Below are 23,754 nucleotides of genomic sequence, written 5' to 3' on the forward strand. Positions count from 1 at the left end.
CGCATAGTATAATTACTATTGGTATTGTTATTTAGTAGCATAATTAATTATACCAAAAAATCGCTCAGACCTCACGGTCCGGGCGATTTTTCTGTCAGGGGAGTTTTTTTACAGCCCCTGTATTACCTTCTGCGGTATACCAAAGGAAGTTGATCACGTCTGCCGGATCAAATATGAAGCCCAGCCAGTCAAGAAGTTCGTGTCCTGCACGGCTGAAGTAATCCTGTGCGCAGAGTCCGAATGGATCTATAAGGTTTACCGGATTTCCCTGTACATAGCTGTATTTGTTCAGAGACTGGCTGTCTGTGATGCTGCCATCTATGATGTCTCTGTTGATAAAGCGTTTGATCTGCGGATTATAGTAACGGGCTCTCATGTAATACAGTCCATTTGCACCTGTTTCTACGCCATATCTTCCATTATACAGGAAGCGGAGGTTTTCTGATCGTATGACTGCAGTCTTGTCCCCTACGGGATCTCCGTCCGCATCATAAATACCGGTAAGTTCACCGTAGGTTCCGTAAGCGATCCTATAGACAAGGTCGCCATCTGCATCTGTGATCGCTGTTGTACTGCCGATATGGTTGTAATGGTAGTACCGCTTTTCTGTATCACTGCCTTTGGCTTCTTTTCTGCTGTCGCTGATGAGACCGTTTCCGTATGTGTAGGTTATGGTTGCGGTTTTATACAATTCTGCTTTTTATAATACATTTCTGTACTATCAGAAGTAGAAAGCATCTATATATGAGGCTAAGCAACATAACGACATATGAACTGATATAGCACTTATATAGAAAAATAAAGCCCATCCTTGTTCAGGTAACAGCCGCCAAGTAGCTCTAGGTGTTTTGATTCAGTTTTTGTAAACTCACGCAACCGGTGCACATTCGCCATCCGGGCTCAGGTGCACCTTGTCCGTACTTCCTTGTACGGACATTGCTGTTACCCATACAAAACACTAAGAGCTTCTAGGGCGGCTGTTGATTCACAAGGCTGGATCTTTATTTTAATATACAATAAATAGTACCATATATTAATAAATATTTATTCTGTCTCTATTTCATAAGACTTGGCAAGTATCCAACCAAACATGCCATATGAAGAATATATTTTTATATATTTATACTCATTCGTTTTTAAAAATTCCATTAATTCCTTCTCAGTTTTATAATTAATAGGCCAACAATAGCCCTTCATTTTTATTAATTCTTCTTTATTCTCTCTAAAAAAGACTTCTATTTCACATTCTTGAATATCATATATTATATTGTAATTAATAATACATTTAAATGAATGAGTTAATACTTCCGAAAACTTAAGTTTACCCTGTTTCTTTCTATCATTATTATATGTTTGAATAACAATATATCCTTCCTCTAAATTCACATTGTATGCTACTATACAATCGTCATGCATTTTTTCCTCCTACTGTCTTGGTGGTTTCAGGGTCCAATCCCACATATGGATATGAGGGAATTCATGGGTTCCATCATCCGTATGATTAAAATCAATATCCATTTGAGCCCTTCCATCCTCACCATAATATCTTCTTTGTTTAACACTTCCATCAGGATTTAGCAAATCAGCAGATGAATTGGGCACTTCACTCGTTGCCGGCAAACTCGATGCCTCCGAATCAGATACTATTCTATGATTATTTAATGGTTGCCCATTGTTTATTGCATTATCTATACTAGATTTAGTGCTACTCTTTATCCCCTTCTCCGTAGCTTCCTTAGCTGTTTTCTCTGCAGTTTCCTTCGCCGTTTTCTCTGTAGCTTTCTCTGCTGCTTCCTTAGCTGCCTTTTCTGCACCTTTTTCGGCGGCTTCTTTTCCGGCTTCTTTCGCCAGTTTTTTCTTCGCAGCCTTCTTTGCTGCTTTCTCTGTGGCATTCTTGGCGGCTTTTTCGGTTGCTTTCTGGGCAGCTTTCTTTCCGGCTTTTATGGCTTGCTTGGTTCCCTTGGCTATGAAGCTTCCTGCCGCCGGTACGATGGCTACTGCGGTGGCTGCTGCCATCGCTGTATTTCCTTCGGCAGTATACCAGAGGAAGTTGATCACATCCGCCGGATCAAATATGAAACCCAGCCAGTCAAGAAGTTCATGTCCTGCACGGCTGAAGTAATCTTGCGCGCAGAGTCCGAATGGATCTATGAGATTTACCGGATTTCCCTGTACATAGCTGTATTTGTTCAGAGACTGGCTGTCTGTGATGCTGCCGTCTATGATGTCTCTGTTGATAAAGCGTTTGATCTGCGGGTTATAGTAACGGGCTCTCATGTAATACAGTCCGTTTGCACCTGTCTCTACGCCGTATCTTCCATTATACAGGAAGCGAAGGTTTTCTGATCGTATGACTGCAGTCTTGTCCCCTACGGGATCTCCATCCGCATCATAAATACCGGTAAGCTCGCCATAGGTTCCGTAAGCGATCCTATAGACAAGGTCGCCATCTGCATCTGTGATCGCAGTTGTACTGCCGATATGGTTGTAATGGTAGTACCGCTTTTCTGTATCACTGCCTTTGGTTTCTTTTTTGCTGTCGCTGATGAGACCATTTCCGTATGTATAGGTTATGGTTGCGGTTTCCTTGTAGGTCAGCAGATGTTTTTCACTGATCGTTTCGGTCAGGAGCTGGCTGTATGTCGTTTCCTTATCCGTCACAAAGGTATGACGGATATTGGCTGTCTCTTCTGTCAGTCTGGTATTTTCTGCATCATAGGTATAGGCTGTGACTGTTCCGTCTGCAGCTTTTGTCTCTATAAGACGGTTTCTGCAGTCGTAGGTGTAATCTCCCATCTCGCCGTTAAGGGGGCCGTGAAGCATATTTCCACGTTCGTCATAGGTCACCTTTTCCCCATTGTAAGTAGCAAGCCTGTTGTCCTTGTCATAGGTCATGACTGCATGATCGGTATCTGCTGTATCTGCTGTTCCATCGATCTTTATGATATTGCCTGCGCCGTCATAGGTGTAGGTGTAGCTGCTCCGGATCGTTCCATCCGCATTTTTGTCCGTCTGTGCACTCAGACGGTCTGCTTTATCATAAGAATAGCTCTCTTCCGTTCCGTCTGCACGCTTGAGTCCCGTGCATCTGCCCTTTTTATCATATGTATAAGTATTTACACTGCCGTCCGGCTCTGTCACGGTAAGCAGATCACCGCACTTGTCATAGCTGTAACGGACGATCTCACCACCCGGATAGGTCAGGCTGATACGGTTTCCAAGCTCATCATAGCTGTAACTTACCGTCTTTCCGTTTGCATCCGTAACGGACGTGACACGGTTTAAGGCATCAAAACTTCTTTTGATCGTTGTTGTCCTGCCATTCTGCTGCTCCGTTACCTTTGTGATGTTACTGTTTGCATCATAAGTATAAGTGATCCTGCCAAGTGCATCCACTTTGGTAAGAATCCTGCCAAGTGCGTCATAGGTATAATCCGTCTTGGCATCTGCGGTTTTCTCACTTGCCAGAAGCCCCTGTGCATTGTAAGTATACTCTGTCTGTGTATCCGCTGCAGTTCTTACCCGGCTGATCCTGCCTGCACCGTCATATTGATAGGCTGTTTCATTTCCCAGAGGATCTGTCACCGATGCGATCTGCCTGTTCCGGTTGTATGCAATGCTGCTGATCCCCTGTAACGGATCTTTGCTCTCTTTCAGCATACCATCCTGCGTATAGGTATACAAGTACTCTGTTTCCCGTCCGCTGCCACAGGCTGTCCTGTGACGGATCAGATTATCCTGTGCATCATAGGTATAAGCTTCTTTTCCTGCTGCATCACTTGTCCCTGTCAGTCTGTTCAGGGCGTCATAGGTATATTCTGTAACATTTCCCATGCAGTCCGTTTTACTGATACAATCTCCGTAATCATCATATCTGTAGACCGTCCTGCTGCCTTCTGCATCTGTTGTGGTCAGGATATTTCCCGCTGCATCATAAGTATAATGGTTTGTGATCTTTCCTGCTTTGGTCAGTACAGACTGCTCTGTCATTCTGCCCGTCATATCATAAGTCATTTCCGTGACTGTGCCCATCGCATCTGTCCGTTTTATGCAGTTGCCGACCGCATCATAGGCATAGCTTTCACTATTGCCTCTGGCATCTGTCTGCCTGATCAATCTGCCATGGATATCATATGCATAAGTGATTCTGTTACCAAGGGCATCTGTCTGTTCGGTCAGATTTCCAGCCTTGTCATAAACATAGCTTTCGGTATTTCCGTCCTGATCAGTCACCGTACTTAACAGTCCGTCATTGGTATAAGTATACTGCAAAACTGTTCCGTCCGGATTTTGTTTTTTCAACATTTTCCCATATGTATCATTTGTATAGAAGGTTGTCAGACCATTTTCTGTTATGGAGGTAACATATCCATTTTTATCATACGTATAGACGGTATTAGCACTGACTGCATCGGATACTGACAAAAGCTGCCCCGCCGCATCATAGCTGCTCAGTTCTTTTTGTCCCGCTCTGTCTGTTTCTGTTACATTTCCTTCTGTATCATAGGCATATGTCGTTATAATGCCTGCTGCATCTGTTTTTTGGATCAGTCTGCCTGCCGCATCGTACTTGTAATGGATCTCCCTGTCATTTGTTTTCTCAGTTAGCAGCCTGCCTTCTGCATCATAGGTATATTCGGTCCGGATTCCTCTTGCATCTGTCTGCGAAAGCACCCGTCCCATCTGATCATATACACAGGCGGAAGTATTCCCGAGCGCATCCGTTGTCTTAATGAGATTTCCATATTGATCATAAGCGTATTTTGTACAGTTACCCAGTCTGTCTGTTACACTGGTCCTGTTTCCGTATGTATCATAGGTATAAGACTCTGTTCCAAGCCCTTCCGTTTCCATGCTGCGCAGTGTTCCATCCGGATTATATGTATAATGACGCACTTCTGAAAGGGCTGAGATATATTCGCTGATCCTGCCCTTTTCATCATAACGGTAGGTTCCGGCTGTTCCTTCCCCGGATGCAATATTGACCGGATTGCCATCTGTATCATAGCTGATCTGTGTCTGTTGTCCTGTCGCAGTTTCCTGCTTCGTCAGGTTTCCGTCTGCATCATAGGTATACGCTGTGGATTTTCCATCCGGCTCTATTTTCTTTACCAGCCTCCCTTTTTCATACACATATGAAGTTTCTGCCCCATCTTCGTCCGTTTCAGACAGAATAAGTTCAAAAAGATCGTAATAATAGATTCTGGCTGCTCCATCTCTTTTTTGGATTTCCGTCCTGCCTACGCGGGAAGTAGGTTCTGTGTAAGTAAGCTCTGCATATCTGTCATCGCCCGCCTCTTTCTGCCGGATCACTCTGCCTGCTTCATCATAGCTGTTTTCCACCAGAACAGTTCCCAATGAGCTGATTACAGTCAACATATGTCCTTTTTCATCATAGGTATAAGTCGTCAGATTTCCTTCTTCATTCCGGTAACCGGTAAGGCAGTCAGTTTCATCGTATGCAAAGCTTACGCTTCTTCCATAAGAGTCTCCGGCATTTACCAGCCTGCCATTTGTGTCATAGGAAAGTGTCACCGTTTCATCTGTTGTCCGGTTATGGATCGTAAGTGCTTCCTCGGTTCTTTCATAACTGATCTCCTGCCCATTCGTATCTTCTCTTTTATATAACACACCTTCTTTATCAAAATACCATTTATTTTCCTCGGAATCTGTCAGCAGATAGCTGCCATCTTTATCCTTCACGATCTGTACATGCGGATCGGCTTCCGATATATATTTTCCCGGATATGCATGATTCGGTAGACGTATAAGGGCTTCTGGCTGGCTTTCTTCTTCCTGCACTGCCATGTTGCTTTCCAGTTCTTCCGCCGCCATATAGGAAGCCCTTTCGAAGAACTCTTCTTTCGGATCCTGGGTATGCAGTACAATTTTTCCCTGTTTCTCGGAGATATAGTACTCATAGCTGTGACGGAAGCCTCTGCCTGCCTCTCCGATCTCATCAACCTTCAGGGAATCATAAGACAGATCTAAAAGACTGTCTCCCGCACTGTTTGTAAAGGCATGGATTTCCTGTGTGAACGCGCCTGTTGCCACATTGACCGGATCCCCGTAATAAATACTTCCATCCTCATTTACATACATCTTATGATTGGCAGACATATTTTGGATCGGAGCAATGATAAATGTAACACCCAGATTTTCACCTTTTAATATCTCTGCCTTTGTTTCTACCAGCTCCAGATAATGTTTTTCATCACTTGGTGCTATTCCCAGTTGCAGCATTCCGGTAACGCTTTGTCCGGGGCGTAAGATACCCACATCCAATATATCCTGCTCTCTGACCCGTGGAACAGCCGTACTCTCTGTTCCCTCTGCAATGACATACTGCTGTGCTCCTTCTTCCGCAGATCCAAATGTTGTCTTCACATTATAAAAATCATGGTCAGATCTGTTCTGCAGTGAAAAATAAATATAGGATTCTTCGTCATAAAAAACAGCACTGTCCGGCTGTACGATCATATACAGTCCTTCTCCCGCACTGACAGTTACATCCTGTTTTGCAACAAATTCCCGGTGGATCGGTACATGGAACGGCTCCATACTGGCACTGAAATCCGCCCGGATCTCATAGCTCCCGTTTTTATCTCCTTTTACGATCCAGCTTGCCAGTGCACATTCCTGTCCCTCTATGTCTCCAAACTCTTTTGTCATTGTCTGCCCGGATTTTGTTGCTGCAAGTGAGAGTCCCTCCGGCAGAGAAAGGGTTGCGGAGGACTGTGATAATGTGAATCCACTGTCCGCCTGATTGATAACTGCGAGCTGTACATTATACATATCCTTTAACCAGGAAACGGTCTGCTGCGTATTTACATAGATCAGTGCCTGCGGTTTGGGATCCTCATTTTCCTTTTCAGGTTCTTTGCAGATGATCTGAATGCTGCCTCCGTTGCCTTCTGCTGTATAGGTACGGAAACCTCCGCCTCCTGCACTGCTTCCTTTCTTTAATGTGCCTGCTGACATACCGCTGAATACAACCGGTATAGGGCGTTCTTCATACCCCAGTGTTACGGAGAATGTATAGGTATGCAGGTTTTCCGGATCTGACAGATCCACACCTGCCTCTATGATCTCCTCAAGCGTCATCCGATGGAAAGTCAGGTTTCCTGTTACCACTTCTCCGGAAGGGAGGCATATCTTCTTTTGCAAAATTTCACCCTTGCTGATCGTGATCTGCTCTTGTTTCGGCAGATATCCTTCTGTAAAAGCAGAAAGTTCATAAGTCCCCGGCTCCAGTACAAGCTCTGCCACACCATTCTGATCCGTTTTTGCGTGCAAAGCTCCCTGTTCACTTCCATCCGCGCTGATATACAGATCCGCACAGGCAAGCGGACTCCCATCCGATCCCATCACAGATAACTGTAATTGTCCGTTCTGCTCCGCGTCCTTTACTTCTATTGTGCCATAGGTACTGTTTTTATTCCCTGCCTGATCCGCAACTGTCAGCGTTACTGTATAGGTTCCGGCTTTTTTATAAGTATGAACAGGCTTGCTTCCTGTCTGCTTTGCACTTTCATCTCCGAAATCCCATGTATAGGATTTGATCCTGACATTATCCGTTGAACCCGTTCCATCCAGATGTGATGCAACTCCGGTCAGTCCTGTCATGTTCTGCGGCAAAACAGCTACCGGTGCAATGGTATCAATACTGCTGGCATGGTTGTATTCTGTGCTGCTTTCGTTGTAATTTCCGTTTTCGTCATAGCTTCTGACTTTGTAATAATAAACCTTTCCCGGTTTTGCAGTTGTATCCTCATAGCTGCCTTCCGTTGTGCTCTTTACACAGGCAAATTCTTTTTCGCCATATTCTTTTCTGTAAATCTCATACAGTTCCGTACCCGTATCCGCTGTTCCATACTGCAGATCTATCCGGAAGCTTCCGGGCTTTGTCGTAAGCTTCGGTTTCTGAGGCGGAGTCAGATCAAAGGTATAGTTTTTCGTAAATGCCTCACTGTAATTTCCTGCTTCATCTATCGCGATCGCTTTGATCTCATATATGATATTTTCTGATAATTCTTCTGTCTGCATGGCTGCAGTTTTATACTGCTGTCTTCCGGATGCAGGGAGCTCGGCAAATACGATCCAGTCTTTTTCACTGTCTGCTTCTCTGTAGGAAAGCTGTATCTGAGACAATCCGGCATTATCCGCTGCCAATACAGTGATAACAGGATCTATGCCAAGTATTTCTGTATCAGCAGGCCCGATTCCGTATACAACGGGCTGCTCTTTATCCTGCTCAGCCACAGCAGTGATCTCTTCCGAACATACGCCTTCATTTCCTGCCTGATCGACCGCAGATACCTTGTAGGTATAGCTGTTGCCAGGTTTTACATCCGTATCATAAGCATTCAGAACCGCAGCTTCTCTTATCCTGCTCCAGGAACTGCCATTCTTTTTATAAACTCTGTACGCCTGAATGTCTGTTTCTCCTGATTCTTCCCATGTCAGTCCGATACAGCCGTCCGTATCCGTAACACGTACTTTTTTTACCTGCTGCGGCGGTGTATGATCGATCGTATATACGATCTCCACCTGCTTTTCTTCCTCTGTCAGGGCATTATGATAGCCTGCTGCATCATATACCTCAAATCGAACGCCAATCTCTCCTTCCTGCATTTTTTTCGTATCCCATAAATAACTGAAGCATTTCCTGCTTTCCATCTCGTCTGCCCTGACTTCTGCCAGCACAGTATACTCTTGTCCATCTGTCGTATAGGAAAATACTGCCTTGTCAAGTGCTGCATTATCTTCTGCCTGAATTTCCAACCGGATCTGTTTGCCATAAGACCCTTTTACGGGACCGATCCTCTTTATAACAGGGCTGACCGTATCCTGCACTGTAGTCAGTGTGATCTCATCCGATTCTTCCCCTCTGTTTCCAAGATCATCATATCCGACCACACGGAAAGTATACTCTGTCTGTGGCTGCAGATTTTTACAGTCATATCCAAGACTGTCTGTTATTTCCGCCTCCTTCTCCCAGAATATGCTGCCATCCTTTTCTGTCTTTCTTTCTACCAGGAAATATGCAAAATCTGTTTCCGTAACATCTTCCCAACGCAGGCGTATCACAGATGCCAGTGTATCACATTTAGCCATCTTGATTTTGGCAATACCTGTATTATCAATTTCATACCGTCTCTGGAACAGATTCTGGCTTACATTTCCCGCACAGTCCTGTGCTTCTGCTTTTACATAATATTGCCCATCCGGATAATCCGTCGTATCCAGAAGACAAGTGGCTTTATTTTCCTCTGCCTGTACTTTTGCCAGCTCTGTCCATGGATTCTCACTGTCTTTTCTGATGTAGAAAACAAAGCAGTCTATCTTTCTGTTATCATACCCTTCCGCACTGATCTGCAGCTTACCGTTTACTCTGCCCGGATCCGGTGACAAAGCCGTCATCTTCGGCGCAATCGTATCTTCCGTTACCTGCAGTGCCTGGGTACAATCACCGGGCTTGCTTTTCCGTCCGTAAGCATCTATCGCAGACATCTGATATTGATATCTGTGTCCGGCTGTTACTGTTCTGTCCATATAGGTACGGCACATAGGATCCTCTATCGTTTCTAATGCATCATAATCGCCTGCGTCCGTACTCCTGTAAACAATATATCCGGCGATATCCGCACTGTCAGAGAAATCCCAGGTCAGAAGGATCACATCTTCTTTTAACTGCGCCTCTACCTGTTTCGGTGGATTCGGTATTGTACGATCGATCGTACAGATAACTTCCTCTTCTGCCTGATTGCCATCTCTGTCCGTCAGCACTGCTTTGATCCTGATCTCTTTATTCCCTGTTCCGGCAAATTCCGGTAGTTTCCATGTCATAGCTGCCTGCAGGTAGTTTCCTGCATAATATTCCTGCTGAACCGGCTCCGTGTTTATTTTCTGCCAGTTTTCCTCAGTTACTTCCGTCCAGTAAAAATCCACATAATTTCCATAACTGTTACCTGCATTTTCAAAGACTGCACGCAATGTTGTTTCTTCTCCTGCAACAGATGTCTGATCTGCAGGTTCCAGTTCTGTAATTTGAGGCATCTTCACAAAAGCTTCCCGTACCTGACTTTCTTCCGATTCATTTCCTGCCAGATCAAAAGCTTTTACGGTATAACGGTATAACACATATTCCTGCAGTCCTTTTTCCAGATCCTTTCCATAATCGGTATACTGCGGCTTATCTGTCTCTGCGATCTTTTTTCCATCCCTATATACCAAATAACCCGCAACTCCCACATTGTCCTTTGCGCCACTAAATGCCAATGTAATAGAAGATCCTGTTTTTGTATGTACCCACACATCAGTCGGCGGAGTCGGTGGTGTCAGATCTGTTGCAACATATATTTCTATCGGCTCTGTCTGTGCAGCATTTCCAAATGTATCCTCTACCCGAATATAGTAAACATATGTACTCTGCTGAAGTACAGACGTATCGATAAATTGATAGCTTTCCTTTCCATTGCTCTTGATAGAGCCGACTTTGTGATATGCTTCCTTCCTATCATTTCCACTGACCGCTTTTCTGTAAACATGATATACTGCGCAGTCTTCATCTGCACTTTTGTTCCATGCGAGTGTGATCTTTGCATCTTTCTCACTTCCCGTCAGCTCCGGTAATGCCGGTGGTGTTCTGTCAAGATGCAGTGTAAGCTCCCGCTGCACTGCATTATTATCCTGATCACACAATGTTACTCTCACAGGAATATTCTTATCTTCTGTAAGATTTTCTGTATTCCAGGAAATACTGATAGTTTCACCAGTATTTTTACACGCATAAACGTTTTGGGAACCAATATAATTCCACTTATCCGTTTTCTGATCATAATAGCTACAAATAACAGACTGCATTCCTGCAAGCATATTCCCACTAACCGTGACCGCTATTTTTGTATTTTTTTCTCCTATCGTAGTTCCGTTTCCAGGTACAACATTCAGAATCATAGGTTGTACCAAATTAGAAACTACCGGAATACTTTTTTCTGCCTCATTATCCGATGTATCATATGCCGCGATTTCATAAACATATGCTTTATCCCGATCTGCAGTTCTATCTATATAAGATGTATAACGAGTTATCGCCAATAATTCACCATCTCTGTATATTCGATAGCCACTGACAGAAACATTATCACTCGATTTGCTCCATCTTAATCTGATCGCGCTGGCAGTGTTTTCGCCTGTAAAAGCTTCTACTTTCGTCGGTCTTTCTGTATCAGCTACTGTTTCAGTCGTAAAGACTTCCGAATAATCGCTTGTATTCCACAGCTTGTCTTCTGCATAAATCCGGTATGTCTTTTTCTGCTGCGGTTTTAAGTTACTGAATGTAACCTCTGTCTTCTTATTATAGATATTCTCTACAGTAACAAATTGTCCATTTTCTCGCATTTCCTGTACAATATATCTATTCAGATCCTCCTCTGCCTGCCCATCCCAGCGCAGCGTAATTGAGGTACAAGTGACATCTGCACGCAGATTTTCAGGAACTGCCGGCGGTGTATTATCAAAGGTTGTCATTGCCTGTGCTGCTTCACTTTTATTGCCTGCTTCATCTATTGCGTATACTTTTATCAAATATGTATGATCTGCGTATTTTGTCGTGTCTATATCTATATCTGCATAGTTAAATTCATTTTGTTTCGTGTAGATTGTCGTATGTTGCACGGAAAATTCACATTTTCCCGTATCTGTATTCCAGCCTTCGAGAATAAACTGCTTCACAGCTCTGTTATCTGTTGCTCTTACATTTACTGCACACATTTCATTGACTCTGTCTGATATATAAAAACCGGTCACAACCGGAGCCTCTGTATCCGGATGTATATAAATATACTTTGTTACAGCCATCTCACTTTCATTTCCAAACCGGTCTCTGGCAATTATCCCATAGCTGTATGTCTTATTATCTTCCACAGTTCCATCTATATATCCTGTAGCAGTCAGGTATTTCAGATAATGATATTCCTTCTCATCCTCTGCTTTTCGATATAGCTCGTAGCTGATATTCTCTTCCTCGCTCTTATTCCAATTCAGACAGACGCTTTTTTCTCCCTCTTCTGCTGTTATAACAGGCTTTTCTGGCGCTGTTCTGTCCAGATGTATGGTTCTCTTTTCTGTTGTCGTACAGTCATCTTCATCTGTAACCGCAAAATATATTATAAGATCTTGATCAGTCTCTATATCAGACAGATCAATAGCTATTCCTTCCTTTTTGTACAACTGCCGCCTTGTACGATACTCTTTCCAGTCAGAGATTCTCCCTGCATAAACATTCTTTCTTTTACCCGTATCCGGATGTATATAGTATATGTTAACGCTGCCACATTCAATTCCCGGCTGCTTCTTTACCGTTACACCTGCATCAATTCTTTTTCCTGCGATGGTACCCTCTCCGGGCTCAATGAAAGTAAAAGCCGGTATTTCCGCCTTTGTCTCAACCGGATCACTTTGTCCGGTCGATTCCAGTCCGGCAGCGTCTACTGCTGTTACAGTATAAACTGCTGTTTCCTGCGCTTCTTCATCAGATATATCAGCATAGCAATACTTCGTCTCCTGTAGCAAGCTGCCATTGCGATATATTCTGTAAGCAGTTACCCCTTTATTATCGCTTGCTTCTTTCCATACAATCCGGAACGATTTTCCTGTGATCCTGTTTACTGTCAGTCCTTCAACAATGCTGGGGGGTTCAATATCTATCATATCGTCCTGCAGATTTGCAATGGAACAGTCCGTTCCCAGTTCCGCTATCACGCTATCATTTCCACACAGCCGTACAATATGCTTCCCTACACTTCTAAATCCGCTTTTCAGATATGATCTTCCATAAAGATTCAGTATTCCATCACTTTTCTCTCCGGAGTACTTGACAGCATATGTGAATTCACCATATACGGTAAAGCTGTCATCCTCACATTGCATGATCAGTCCATAATTATATTTTTCCCCCTCTGCTGTAAAATTCCCCTGTATCTCCGCTTTGCAATGCAGGCAGGAAAAGCTGCCGTCTTCTATGCTGAAATTACCACTTACACTGAGATTTCCTGTCATGGTTGTATCATCCTGTACATACAGATCCCCCTCTACAGTCAGACTGCCGCTTCCTGTATCTATGACTGTATTCCGGCAATTCAGCTTTCCACGTATAATCATAGCGTGTCCATCCAGTATAAGCTTCTTCCCATTTAGGCTAAAATCTTCTGTCAACACAACATCTTCTGTCAGACGAAGCGTATTTCCTTCATATACTATACTTCCTATCTGATCCCCGCTGACTGTTGCCCCACTGACTGTTGGCTTTTCAGACTCTTCCCAATCCTTAGTATTGTTTTTATTTTCTGCCATTCTTCTTAAGATCACATTTTCGCCGGCTGCAATCATGCAGCTGTCATTTGCAGCCAGAGTGCTCACATACGCATTACTGAAAGATCCCTCGAAATAATTCCAGTCCGGTGCACTATGGCGGACAGGAGTAAACTCATAAACAGAGCCATTCGTATCTGCCAGAAAGTAATATTTTCCCTGAAAGCATTGTATCTTGTAATCGTTACTATAAATATGCGAGTTTGCAATTACCTTTTTTTCCCATGTAATAGCGTCCTCTGAATAATAGATTCCATGATACCAGCACAGGAATATATCCCCTGTCCATGTCATATCTGCCATTCTGTCAAAATCATATCCCTGTTCTTTCAACTCTGTTTCATACAGGGTATTTCCTTCCATATCACAGGTCAGCACAGCTCCCGTCCTGCCATTCAACATATACAGCTTATGATCTCTATATAGCATTTTTTTACAGAATCTTACATCCAGCTGATCATTTATCTTTGTAAACTGCATACCACTACTATCACTTTTCCAAAGTGTGGATGGATCATCCTGTCCCCCCTCTCCCGATCCATAATTAATAAAAGATCCTGTTACAATATATACTCCCTCCGCAGTCTCTTCTATTTGATATATCCGTTCATCCGTAATTTCAATCTTATTCCATGATATCCCATCCGCGCTGCATAGCAGGAACCCGTTTTTCCCATACAAATAAAAATTTTCTCCCTCAAATGTCAGCTTCAGATCGTATATATCATAACGTACATCCTCACCCGATAAATCAATAGATGCACTATGCTCCCAGTTTCTTCCATCTGCAGATATATAACAGTCCCCATCATCATTCATCAGCAAAAACATATTCTTGCCATATGCCAGTGCCTGTGCCCTACCTGTATTTGTATTTATAACCTCCCAGTCATATGTAAGCTTTGCCCATGCTTTTTCTCCCGGAAATGGAATTCCGGTTATAAGTAATATGACAATAAGTTGCATTGCAAGAAATTGTTTTATTTTCCGTCTGAAATTCATTTATTTATCTCCCCTCTTTTGTATCTGAAACACGCGTATAGCAATTCCAAAGTCACAAATATAGTTGCCATCTGTGCTCTGTATGTAAAAAAATAATGAATACTACTATGGTTACTGAGCAGAGTGAAACGCATGATCGGCAATATTGCTGCAAGCAATATTGCATATAATGTTTTCTTCTCTTTTGGAAAGCATTTTTTATAACAGACTGCCGATACAAACAGAAAAAAGCAGGGCATACCGCATCTGTTATTTTCAAGTGCCTGTAAAATGTTTCCATTCATATAAGTACAAACTCTTCCTGTTATATCACTGAGCATCTCTTTTCCTGCTGTAAAAGCAAACAGGCTCCATTTCAGGATAAACATTCCCGCATAAGAAATAGTCCACAAAGCGATTGCCCGGCAGGTGAACTTCCATTTGTTCCGGATCAGAAGCTTCGGATGCTCCTGACAAAGCACACAAAGAAGCGGAACTGTGAGCGTCAATGTTTCTGCTGTTAAAAAATCAAAAAAACATGTCATTACACCGCTGCATATGTACAGCAGATATAAATATCCCATATTTTTTCTGCTCAATCCGACAGACAACATACTAAATAAAAGCATAAGCAAAAAACACCATACATATTCCAGACATAATCCTGCATAAAATCCCCCGGCCGCAGAAAAAGAAAACAGCAGAAAAATTGCTAATTTATATTCCTTTTGAACAATAAAGCTAATCGCACATAATACCAATGTTAAAAAAAGCAAAAATGTATAAATGGTATAAATGGAAGGAATTGATACAAAGCATAAAAGCAGTCGCAAAAAAATAATACTGCCATGCCAGTATCTCCCATACATCTGATTTGGTGATACTCCATGAAATACTGCCTCCATCAGTTCAATGTCTGTACTCAGATTTTCATCAGCATAAAATTGATTGCAGATAACAGCTTTTAAAGGCTCATTCCGATCCATTTCGTAAGTCAGATTGACAAGAATACAATCCGCATAATAATCAAGTGTTGTATAAGGAATTCCGGATAATGCCTCCGGGAACAAATATCTATCATAATAAAAATATGCAGCTTCTTCACATTTTTTCTGTATCTTCTGCCGTGGGATCAGAAACAACACCAGAAGCTGACAGCATACGCACAGAAAAGCCGTAACCACAAAAATTCCGATCATATATCTTTTTTTCATGCATTTTCTCCATCTGTCCATGCAAGCATATCATCCATTCTCCTCATCACCATGACAAAAACAGGTATAGCAGGAAAACTTACAAAATAAGTTTTCTGTTTACCTGTTTTCAGCATTCGTATTTCTGGTCGGCATTAACCGATCAGCTTGAACAGCCACCAAAGAATCGAGCAATCCAATAACATATGTCCACCCCCCTTTACGTAAAATAAGCAGGTCAGCACAATGCTTAACCTGCTTTTATTTTATCTTGTTCGTTTTTTGATTGCGATGCCGTTCAGCCCGGAATTGCTACCGTTCAGCCCAAAACAGTCGTTTCACAGTTCGTTTCCGGTATGATGATCTCTGTGATGAACCTGTTTCCTTCCACTCTGGCTTCATAAACACCACCATTCTGCTCTATACTCATTTTGGCATTTTCAATACCAAATCCATGATCTCCTTCTGTCTTTGAAGAAATAAAGACGCCTTTTTCTTTTACTGGTTTTTGTTCAAAGTAATTTTGAATAACAACATATAATGCATCATTCAAATATTTCACCTGTACCGTTACCTCTTTCTGCTTCGTTTTCTCCGCTGCTTCAAAAGCATTGCAAAGCAGGTTGTAAAATATTGTGCAAATATCATAATTTGACAGTGTAAATGGGCTCTGCAATTTTCCCTGCCATTCACAATGTACCTCTTTATACTTGCATGACAGATCATTTAAAATTGCCGACACCATTTCATTTCCTGTATTGACATCAAATCCTGTACGCTCCAGAGAATGACTTATTTTTTCAAGATATTCCTGCAGTTCCCCATATTGTCCCTGTTCTCCCAATATTGTCATACAATACAGATGATTTTTGATATCATGGCGGAACGCCCGTATTTCCTTATTCTTTTCCAGAAGCAATGTATAATAATTTGCCTGCGCGTCCAGTATTTTTCTGTTCATATCCTGTTCCCGCTTCAAATATTCATTTTCACCTGTTTTATGAAACAGCAGCCCGCCAATGATCAGAAAAATAACGCCGCTACAAATGAGCCCTCCCAGCCAGAGGTTATGATAAATCGCCTTATATTCATTCATCATTGACAATTGTGCACATGTCAGATAAATGAGAGATGCCACACCACCCAGTATATACAGTGATGCATATGCAGACGTCGGCAAATGTATCTCCTCCCGGTTTTTCTTTCGCAGCACACCATATATGACTAACAAACCGATCAGCGTTACACTGTTTATTGCGGTATACAAGAGAATATTTCCTTGTATCTGCTCCATTGTGAGTCCCAGACAGCGGATAAATACCAGTGAATTTAAAATGTCCAACATACTCACAACAATATAAGTAACCGGAATCATCCAGATCTTTCTATATTCTGCCGCATTCAGGCATAACGTGAAGACTGTCAAAATGACAAAAAGCACAGACCGATTCATATTTTTCAGAAGAACAGTCAGTGTCGTAAGCAGCAGCACAGTCGCCAGATAAAAGAAAAATACTTTTCTCTTCTGCTTTATTTTAAAAATTTCGGCTGATGCTATATATGTTTTCAGGAACTCTACCGTAAACAGCAATACATTTGAAATGATCATCCCTTTTTCCTCTTTCTATAAATAGATTGCATGTTTCTTTATATACTCCATAAATGCTTTCCTTACCTCCTGCTGTCTTCGGCGAGATAAGGGAATGCGCGGCTGCAGTTCCTGCAGCACAACCTCCTGATTGCCTACATAGCGGATCGCACGCAGTGCTACCACATAGGATTTATGCGTCTGGGTAAATTCAGCCGGATCGAGCGTTTCATAAATCTCCCGCATGGACGATCTGACTACCAGCTCTCCTGTCTTTGTCACGATATACGTTTCATTATGTACGGCCTCCAGATACAGAATATCCCGGATCCTGATCCGAAATACCTTTTCTCCGGTCAGCACCAGATACTGCTGCTGAAGCTCCTCCTCTGCCGCACAAAGTGCTTCTTCAAGCTGATCTTCCCGGACCGGCTTTTGTAAATACCGAAATGCCCTGACCTTAAAAGCATCCTGCATATAATCGGTATAGCTGGTTAAAAATATCACTTCTCCGTCATATTGCAGCTCCCTTAGCTTCGCTGCCAGCTCCATTCCGCTTGCCGGCGGCATCTCAATATCTAAAAAGACCAGATCATATTGGTTAAATGTATCTAACAGTCCCTCTCCACTGAGATACATTGTCACAATACAATCCGGTCTGTGCGCTTCTAAAAGCTTTTTCAGTTGCTCCATGATGATCTGTTCATCATCACATATGGCTATATGCAGCATATCTATCACATCCTGTCCGCGTTATCATTTGATCCTTGCAGGACATTTTGTGTAATAGGAATTTCCTATCGCAAAAAAGCAGTACAAGCAGCCTCTTAGGGCAGCTCATACTGCTTTTGTTCTATTGTCGCCCCTCGATCAATTCATTTATCTTATCCTGGCATCCGCATCAACAAATTGACTCTTATATATCCCTTATTTTATCAGTTCATAAGGAAATAGCAACATTTTTTCTATTACAAATTTGTAATCTATTACACCATAAAAGCGGCATAATCTGTATTTTTCTAGCTTGTGTACAGTTGTGCATAAAAGCCTTTCTTTGCCAGAAGCTGTTCATGGTTACCCTGTTCGATGATATTTCCGTCTTTCATGACAAGGATCAGATCTGCATCTTTGATCGTAGACAGTCTGTGTGCTACGATAAAACTTGTTCTGCCTTCCATCAGTCGTGTAAAGGCACTCTGGATCTTCAACTCTGTTCTTGTATCGATGGAAGAGGTTGCTTCATCCAGGATCAGCATAGGCGGAAGTGCCAGCATAATACGGGAAATACACAAAAGCTGCTTTTGTCCCTGTGAAAGCATGCCACCGTCTTCTCCGATCACCGTATCATATCCCTTTGGCATACGGCGGATAAACGGATCTGCATAGGCTGCCTTTGCTGCTTCTATCATTTCTTCGTCAGTTGCCTCCGGCTTACCCATTTTGATATTATCACGGATCGTACCGGATTTCAGCCATGTTTCCTGCAATACCATACCATAGGAAGAACGCAGGCTCTTTCTCGTCATATCACGGATATCTGTCTGATCGACACAGATCTTACCGCTGTTTACATCATAGAATCTCATCAGCAGGTTGATGATCGTTGTCTTACCACAACCTGTCGGTCCTACGATCGCAATATTTTGTCCCGGCTGTACCTGAAGGTTGAAATCCTGAATCAGCTGCTGCTCCGGTGTATAAGAGAAATATACATGCTCTGCCGTTACATTGCCCTTTGCATCTGACAGCACAACTGCATCCTCCGCATCCGGGATCTGGGACGGTTCTTCAATCAGTTCAAAAATCCTGCCCGCACAGGCAATGGCATTCTGTAGCTCCGTAATGACCGCAGATACATCATTAAAAGGCTTTGTATACTGATTGGAGTAGCTTAAAAAGCTGGACAAAAGTCCGACTGTCATCTTTCCGCCGATAACGGCAAATGCACCTGTCAGTCCGACGCCTGCATATACAAGGCTGTTGATAAAACGTGTACTTGGGTTTGTCAGGGAAGAATAAAAAATTGCTTTCAGCGAACATTTCTGCAATCTGTCATTGATCTCGTCAAACCGCGCGATTGCTTCCTCTTCCTGCCCGAACGCTTTTACAACCTTGGCATTTCCGATCATTTCGTCGATCAGTGCCGTCTGTTCTCCTCTGGTTACCGACTGCTCACGGAACATCGTATAAGTGTGTGTTGCAATAAAGTTTGCAACGAACAACGAAAGTGGTGTTACCACGACAACCACACAGGTAATGCCGACATTAAGCGTCAGCATGATGATCAGCGTTCCCAGAATGGTCACAATCCCGGTAAAAAGCTGTGTAAATCCCATCAGAAGACCGTCCGCGAACTGATCCACATCTGTGATCATACGGCTGACAATCTCTCCGTAAGAATGGGAATCCACATATTTCAATGGCAGATTCTGCAGCTTGTCAAAGGCTTCCTTCCGGATATCCCGTACCACATGATAGGTTACTTTATTATTGATCTGGTTCATGACCCATTGCAGAACAGCCGTGATCAGAACAAGCACACCGATCGCAAACAGATATCCTTTGATCGGCCCGAAATGCACACCGGTCTCTACGATCTGGTCAATGGCACGGCCGACCAGGATCGGTACATACAAGGTCAGTACAACAACCGCAATAGAAAAAAGGAAGGATAACAGGATCAGCATTCTGTAGTGTTCCAGATATTTCCAGACTTTTTTCAGAACATCTTTCTGTTTCATCTTTACTCTACTCCTTTCTTATACTGGGATTCAAAGATCTCACGGTAGATCTCGCATGTCTTTAACAGCTCGTCATGCTTTCCTCTGCCGACCAGTCTGCCGTCGTCAAGCACAAGGATCTGGTCTGCATCCATAATGGCATTGGTACGCTGCGAAACAATAAACACAGTCGGATGATCCGGCATCTGGCGGATTGCTTTTCTGAGGTTGGCATCCGTCGCCATATCCAGTGCGGAAGCACTGTCATCCAGAATGAGGATCGGCGCATGTTTTATGATCGCACGGGCGATCGTCAGTCTCTGTCTTTGTCCGCCGGATAAGTTTTTACCCGCCTGAGAGATCTGCCCGTTCAGGCCGCCTTTGACACGCACAACATCCGCTGCCTGTGCGATCTCAGCCGCCTCCTGCATTTCCGCTTCCGTTGCATCACGTTTTCCCCATTTCAGGTTCTCTGCGATCGATCCCTGGAACAGTACCGCTTTCTGCAGCACCATGGCAACCTGCTTCTGCAGTTCCTTTTTCGTATAATTCTTTACATTCTTGCCATCGATCAGGATCTTTCCCTGTGTTGCATCATAGTAACGCGGAATCAGATTGACAAGCGAGCTCTTACCGGAACCGGTTCCACCGATAATACCGATGATCTCGCCCTTTTTCGCCGTAAAAGAAATATCAGAAATGGCAGCCTCACTGTCTGCATGGTAAGCCAGCGACACATGATCGAACACAACCGCATTTTCCGTATCTGCCTCTTCTGCTTCCATTTCTTTTTCCTGCCATTCCATGGAAGAATGAATATCAAATACATCTGATATTCTGTTAGCACTTGCCAGTGCCTTATTGATCGTCACGATCAGGTTGGCAAGTTTGATCAGCTCAACAAGAATCTGTGACATATAGTTATACAGTGCTACCACCTGTCCCTGTGTCAGGATTCCCTTCTGTACCTGCAGTGCACCTGTCCAGATCAGCACAATGATCGCAAAGTTGATGATGACATAAGTCAGCGGATTGGTCAGTCCTGAAATGGAGCCTGACTTTTTCTGCATTCTGGTCAGTTCTTCGTTTTTCTGTCTGAAACGTGCCAGCTCTTCGTCCTCCTTACAGAAGGCGCGGATCACACGGATACCTGTCAGGTTTTCTCTGGCGGTCAAAAGAACATCGTCCAGCTTTGCCTGTACGGATTTCATCATCGGGATATTCAGATACATGATTCCAAAGACAACGATCGATAACAGAATAATCGCACCGACAAAGCTGAGTGCTGCTTTAAAATCGATCGTAAATGCCATGATCATGGCACCGAATACAACGAACGGAGAACGCAGGAACAGTCTGAGTGCCATATTGACACCATTCTGCAGCAGGTTGATATCACTCGTCATACGGGTGATCATCGTGGAAGTTCCGATCGTATCTACCTCTGAAAAGGAAAGGCCCTGCAGATGGGAAAACAGGGCATGTCTGAGCTTTGTTGCAAAGCCGACCGCTGCCTTAGCACTGAAATACTGCGCCGTTACCGCGCAGGTCAGTCCGATGAGGGCAAGCAAAAACAGAAGCAGGCACATACGGATGACATAGCCCTTATCTGCATGTGCAATACCGGTATCGATAATAGCCGCTACAACAAGCGGTACGAACAGTTCAAAGGATGCCTCCAGCATCTTAAAAAGCGGCGCAAAAACGCATTCCTTTTTATACTCACGCAAATAGATGAATAGTTTTTTCATGATCTCGTCCTTCTTGTAATGTCATTTTTTCTATGTTAGTATTGTGCTAAATTACAATGATGCTATACGGATCGTTACGTGCTCCGCACAGCGTGGTCTATGACTTTTGACCCTTGCATCATTATATATCAGAAAGAAAGGAATTACAAATGACGAAACTGCTATTTTCAGATATTGACGGAACACTGCTCAGAAAGGACGGAACGATCTCTCCCGCTCTTGCCCGGAAGCTCCGGGAAATGGGACAGGCAGGGCATGGCATGATCCTGTGCTCCGGCCGCCCTCTCGACGGCATTCTTTTGGTGCAGTCCTACCTTGAAAGTCTCTCCATTCATTTTCCATACTCCTATGTGATCGCTAACAACGGTGCACTGGTCTATGACTGTAATGAAAAGAAAGCAGTTCTGGAGGACAGGCTGCCTATGGAGCTGATCCCGCGGGCGCAGGCACTTGCAAGGCAGTACCATGTCCATCTGCAGACTTATACCGATCACGAGATCGTCTGTGAAAAAGAAACACCGGAGCTTTTACATTATCAGACGCATGTGAAGATTCCTGCAATCTTTGCACCGGATTATACAAAAGCATTATCCAGACCTCCCTTTAAAATGCTGGCGCTGAGTCTGGATGGTTCTGACGCACTGAAACAGTTCCGTGTGCAGATACAGACCGCACTCGGAGACGGCGTACAGACAATGTTTTCCGGCGCAGGGTATCTGGAGATCTTCTCCGCACAGGCAAGTAAAGGCAATGCACTGCGTTTTCTGTGCGACTATCTTTCCGTTCCTGTCAGCGATAGTATTGCTGTCGGTGATTCCGAAAATGATATCCCGATGCTCCTTGCCGCAGGGCTCGGCGCCGCAATGCAGAATGCCACTGAAACAGTAAAATCCAGTGCCGGTTTTATTACCGCACTGGATCATGAACATGATGGGCTTGCAGAGCTCATCGATACTTATATTTTGTAAGCCTCGGCTTACTTATGCTTCTTTGCGTATTTTCCCGCAGCCTTTCCGGACTCATATCCGATCTTGTTGAGACCGGTCTGGTTGATGTGGATCGCATCATAATGGTAAGTGCCCGGATTTAAGCCAAACTGATAGGCTGACTTTGATACCATGATAAAGTTTTTATTGGTATTACAAAGCTTTTTCTGCGCCTTTACGATCTCATCCGTCTGTCCGATCGCAGCCTGATTCTGCCCGATCCGGATCATAAACACTTTTTCCACGCCAACCTTTTTCATCTTGGTATAGATCTTCTTCATACGGTTGTTGTACTGCCAGCCTTCCAGCCCCTGTGCAGCATCGGATTCTCCCTGATACCATACCATATAAGTATGGCGGATCTTAATACCCTTCTTTTTCATATATTTCTTTGCCAGCCTGACGCGCCGCTGTGTTTCCTTGACCAGTCCGCGGTTCAGCCATGTATTGGTAGAAGTGCCTCCCCAGCTTGCGGAAACACCGACTACCGGTATCTTTGTCTGTTTGTAATAATTGATACAAAATGCACTGACGAGCGTCCCTTTTGTGCTGTATGTACCGCTGTCTTCCAGACCGTTGATCCGATTTGTACCTTCTCCGAACGGCTCCTTCATCGTAATACATTTTTTTGTATTGGTGGAAATATCAAATTCATAGGCCGTTCCCGTATCCGGCTTTGGTGCAGCACCTGAATTACCGCCGGAACCGCACATATTGCTCTGTCCGGCAAAAATGATCAGATCTACCGTATCATTTACCTTTACCGTATAAACCTTTTTGGTCGTTCCGTCTGTCTGCGTGATCTTCACGGTGCCCTTTTTCCGTGCCTCAACAAGTCCGCTGTTTGCCACCGCCGCGATCTTCGGATCACTGCTTTCAAAAGTAGCCGTATAAGGGATCGATGTGCTGACATATCTTGTCTCACCTGCCAGCATATTGACCTTTCCCGGTACTTTCGTTACCGTATATTCGATCTGTATATCCGCCTCCGGATCTGTTTCTTCTGCTTTTACTTCTTTTGGGAGCAAAAGCGCAAGCCCCAGACAAAGAAGCAGTCCCGCCATCCAAATTTGATTTTTCCTTTTTCCGTTCCTTTTCATCTATAACCCTCTCCTTCATATCCGGCATCGTATCAGAGACTCCGAACATCTATCAGTATAC

Annotated in this window: 10 protein-coding genes; 1 reads left to right on the top strand and 9 read right to left on the bottom strand. The window is 43.6% G+C overall.

Features of this window, described 5'->3' with window-relative positions; translation table 11 throughout:
* Positions 1-94: 94 nt before the first annotated feature.
* The 8 genes from KQI22_RS10055 to KQI22_RS10090 form a co-directional block, all read right to left on the bottom strand.
* On the bottom strand, positions 95-691 hold the full coding sequence (locus KQI22_RS10055) for an RHS repeat-associated core domain-containing protein (RefSeq protein ID WP_216551941.1): 597 nt from the start codon (positions 689-691) through the stop codon (positions 95-97).
* A gap of 353 nt (positions 692-1,044) precedes the next feature.
* Complete coding sequence (locus KQI22_RS10060; protein WP_216551942.1) at positions 1,045-1,416, bottom strand: hypothetical protein; 372 nt, start codon at positions 1,414-1,416, stop codon at positions 1,045-1,047.
* Positions 1,417-1,425: 9 nt separating this feature from the next.
* Entirely contained in the window at positions 1,426-14,340 is a 12,915-nt protein-coding gene (locus KQI22_RS10065; RefSeq protein ID WP_216551943.1) for a PKD domain-containing protein, read from the bottom strand.
* A 32-nt stretch (positions 14,341-14,372) separates the two neighbouring features.
* A complete protein-coding gene (locus tag KQI22_RS10070; RefSeq protein WP_216551944.1) occupies positions 14,373-15,569 on the bottom strand; it encodes a hypothetical protein in 1,197 nt (398 codons plus the stop codon).
* Positions 15,570-15,867: 298 nt separating this feature from the next.
* Positions 15,868-17,157, bottom strand: a complete 1,290-nt coding sequence (locus KQI22_RS10075; RefSeq protein WP_216551945.1) for a sensor histidine kinase — start codon at positions 17,155-17,157, stop codon at positions 15,868-15,870.
* Positions 17,158-17,172: 15 nt separating this feature from the next.
* Positions 17,173-17,868 carry a LytR/AlgR family response regulator transcription factor gene (locus KQI22_RS10080; RefSeq protein ID WP_216551946.1) on the bottom strand — a complete coding sequence of 232 codons (696 nt, stop codon included), beginning with the start codon at positions 17,866-17,868 and terminating at the stop codon, positions 17,173-17,175.
* 287 nt (positions 17,869-18,155) lie between these two features.
* Positions 18,156-19,877 (bottom strand): ABC transporter ATP-binding protein, encoded by a 1,722-nt coding sequence (locus KQI22_RS10085; RefSeq protein WP_216551947.1) that lies wholly within the window; start codon positions 19,875-19,877, stop codon positions 18,156-18,158.
* Between the two features lie 2 nt (positions 19,878-19,879).
* Positions 19,880-21,607, bottom strand: a complete 1,728-nt coding sequence (locus KQI22_RS10090) for an ABC transporter ATP-binding protein (RefSeq protein ID WP_216551948.1) — start codon at positions 21,605-21,607, stop codon at positions 19,880-19,882.
* 149 nt (positions 21,608-21,756) lie between these two features.
* Between KQI22_RS10090 and KQI22_RS10095 the strand changes: the two genes are divergently transcribed.
* Positions 21,757-22,575 carry a Cof-type HAD-IIB family hydrolase gene (locus KQI22_RS10095; protein WP_216551949.1) on the top strand — a complete coding sequence of 273 codons (819 nt, stop codon included), beginning with the start codon at positions 21,757-21,759 and terminating at the stop codon, positions 22,573-22,575.
* 8 nt (positions 22,576-22,583) lie between these two features.
* Here the strand turns inward: KQI22_RS10095 and KQI22_RS10100 are convergent, their stop codons facing one another.
* Complete coding sequence (locus tag KQI22_RS10100) at positions 22,584-23,693, bottom strand: sialate O-acetylesterase (protein ID WP_216551950.1); 1,110 nt, start codon at positions 23,691-23,693, stop codon at positions 22,584-22,586.
* Positions 23,694-23,754: the final 61 nt, after the last annotated feature.

It is taken from the genome of Kineothrix sp. MSJ-39 (assembly GCF_018917935.1).
Classification (GTDB): domain Bacteria; phylum Bacillota; class Clostridia; order Lachnospirales; family Lachnospiraceae; genus CAG-194.

Coding starts and splice junctions, on each gene's coding strand:
- KQI22_RS10060 (WP_216551942.1), bottom strand. CDS start 1,416: ATGCATGACGATTGTATAGTAGCATACAATGTGAATTTAGAGGAAGGA.
- KQI22_RS10065 (WP_216551943.1), bottom strand. CDS start 14,340: ATGCAACTTATTGTCATATTACTTATAACCGGAATTCCATTTCCGGGA.
- KQI22_RS10070 (WP_216551944.1), bottom strand. CDS start 15,569: ATGAAAAAAAGATATATGATCGGAATTTTTGTGGTTACGGCTTTTCTG.
- KQI22_RS10075 (WP_216551945.1), bottom strand. CDS start 17,157: ATGATCATTTCAAATGTATTGCTGTTTACGGTAGAGTTCCTGAAAACA.
- KQI22_RS10080 (WP_216551946.1), bottom strand. CDS start 17,868: ATGCTGCATATAGCCATATGTGATGATGAACAGATCATCATGGAGCAA.
- KQI22_RS10085 (WP_216551947.1), bottom strand. CDS start 19,877: ATGAAACAGAAAGATGTTCTGAAAAAAGTCTGGAAATATCTGGAACAC.
- KQI22_RS10090 (WP_216551948.1), bottom strand. CDS start 21,607: ATGAAAAAACTATTCATCTATTTGCGTGAGTATAAAAAGGAATGCGTT.
- KQI22_RS10095 (WP_216551949.1), top strand. CDS start 21,757: ATGACGAAACTGCTATTTTCAGATATTGACGGAACACTGCTCAGAAAG.
- KQI22_RS10100 (WP_216551950.1), bottom strand. CDS start 23,693: ATGAAAAGGAACGGAAAAAGGAAAAATCAAATTTGGATGGCGGGACTG.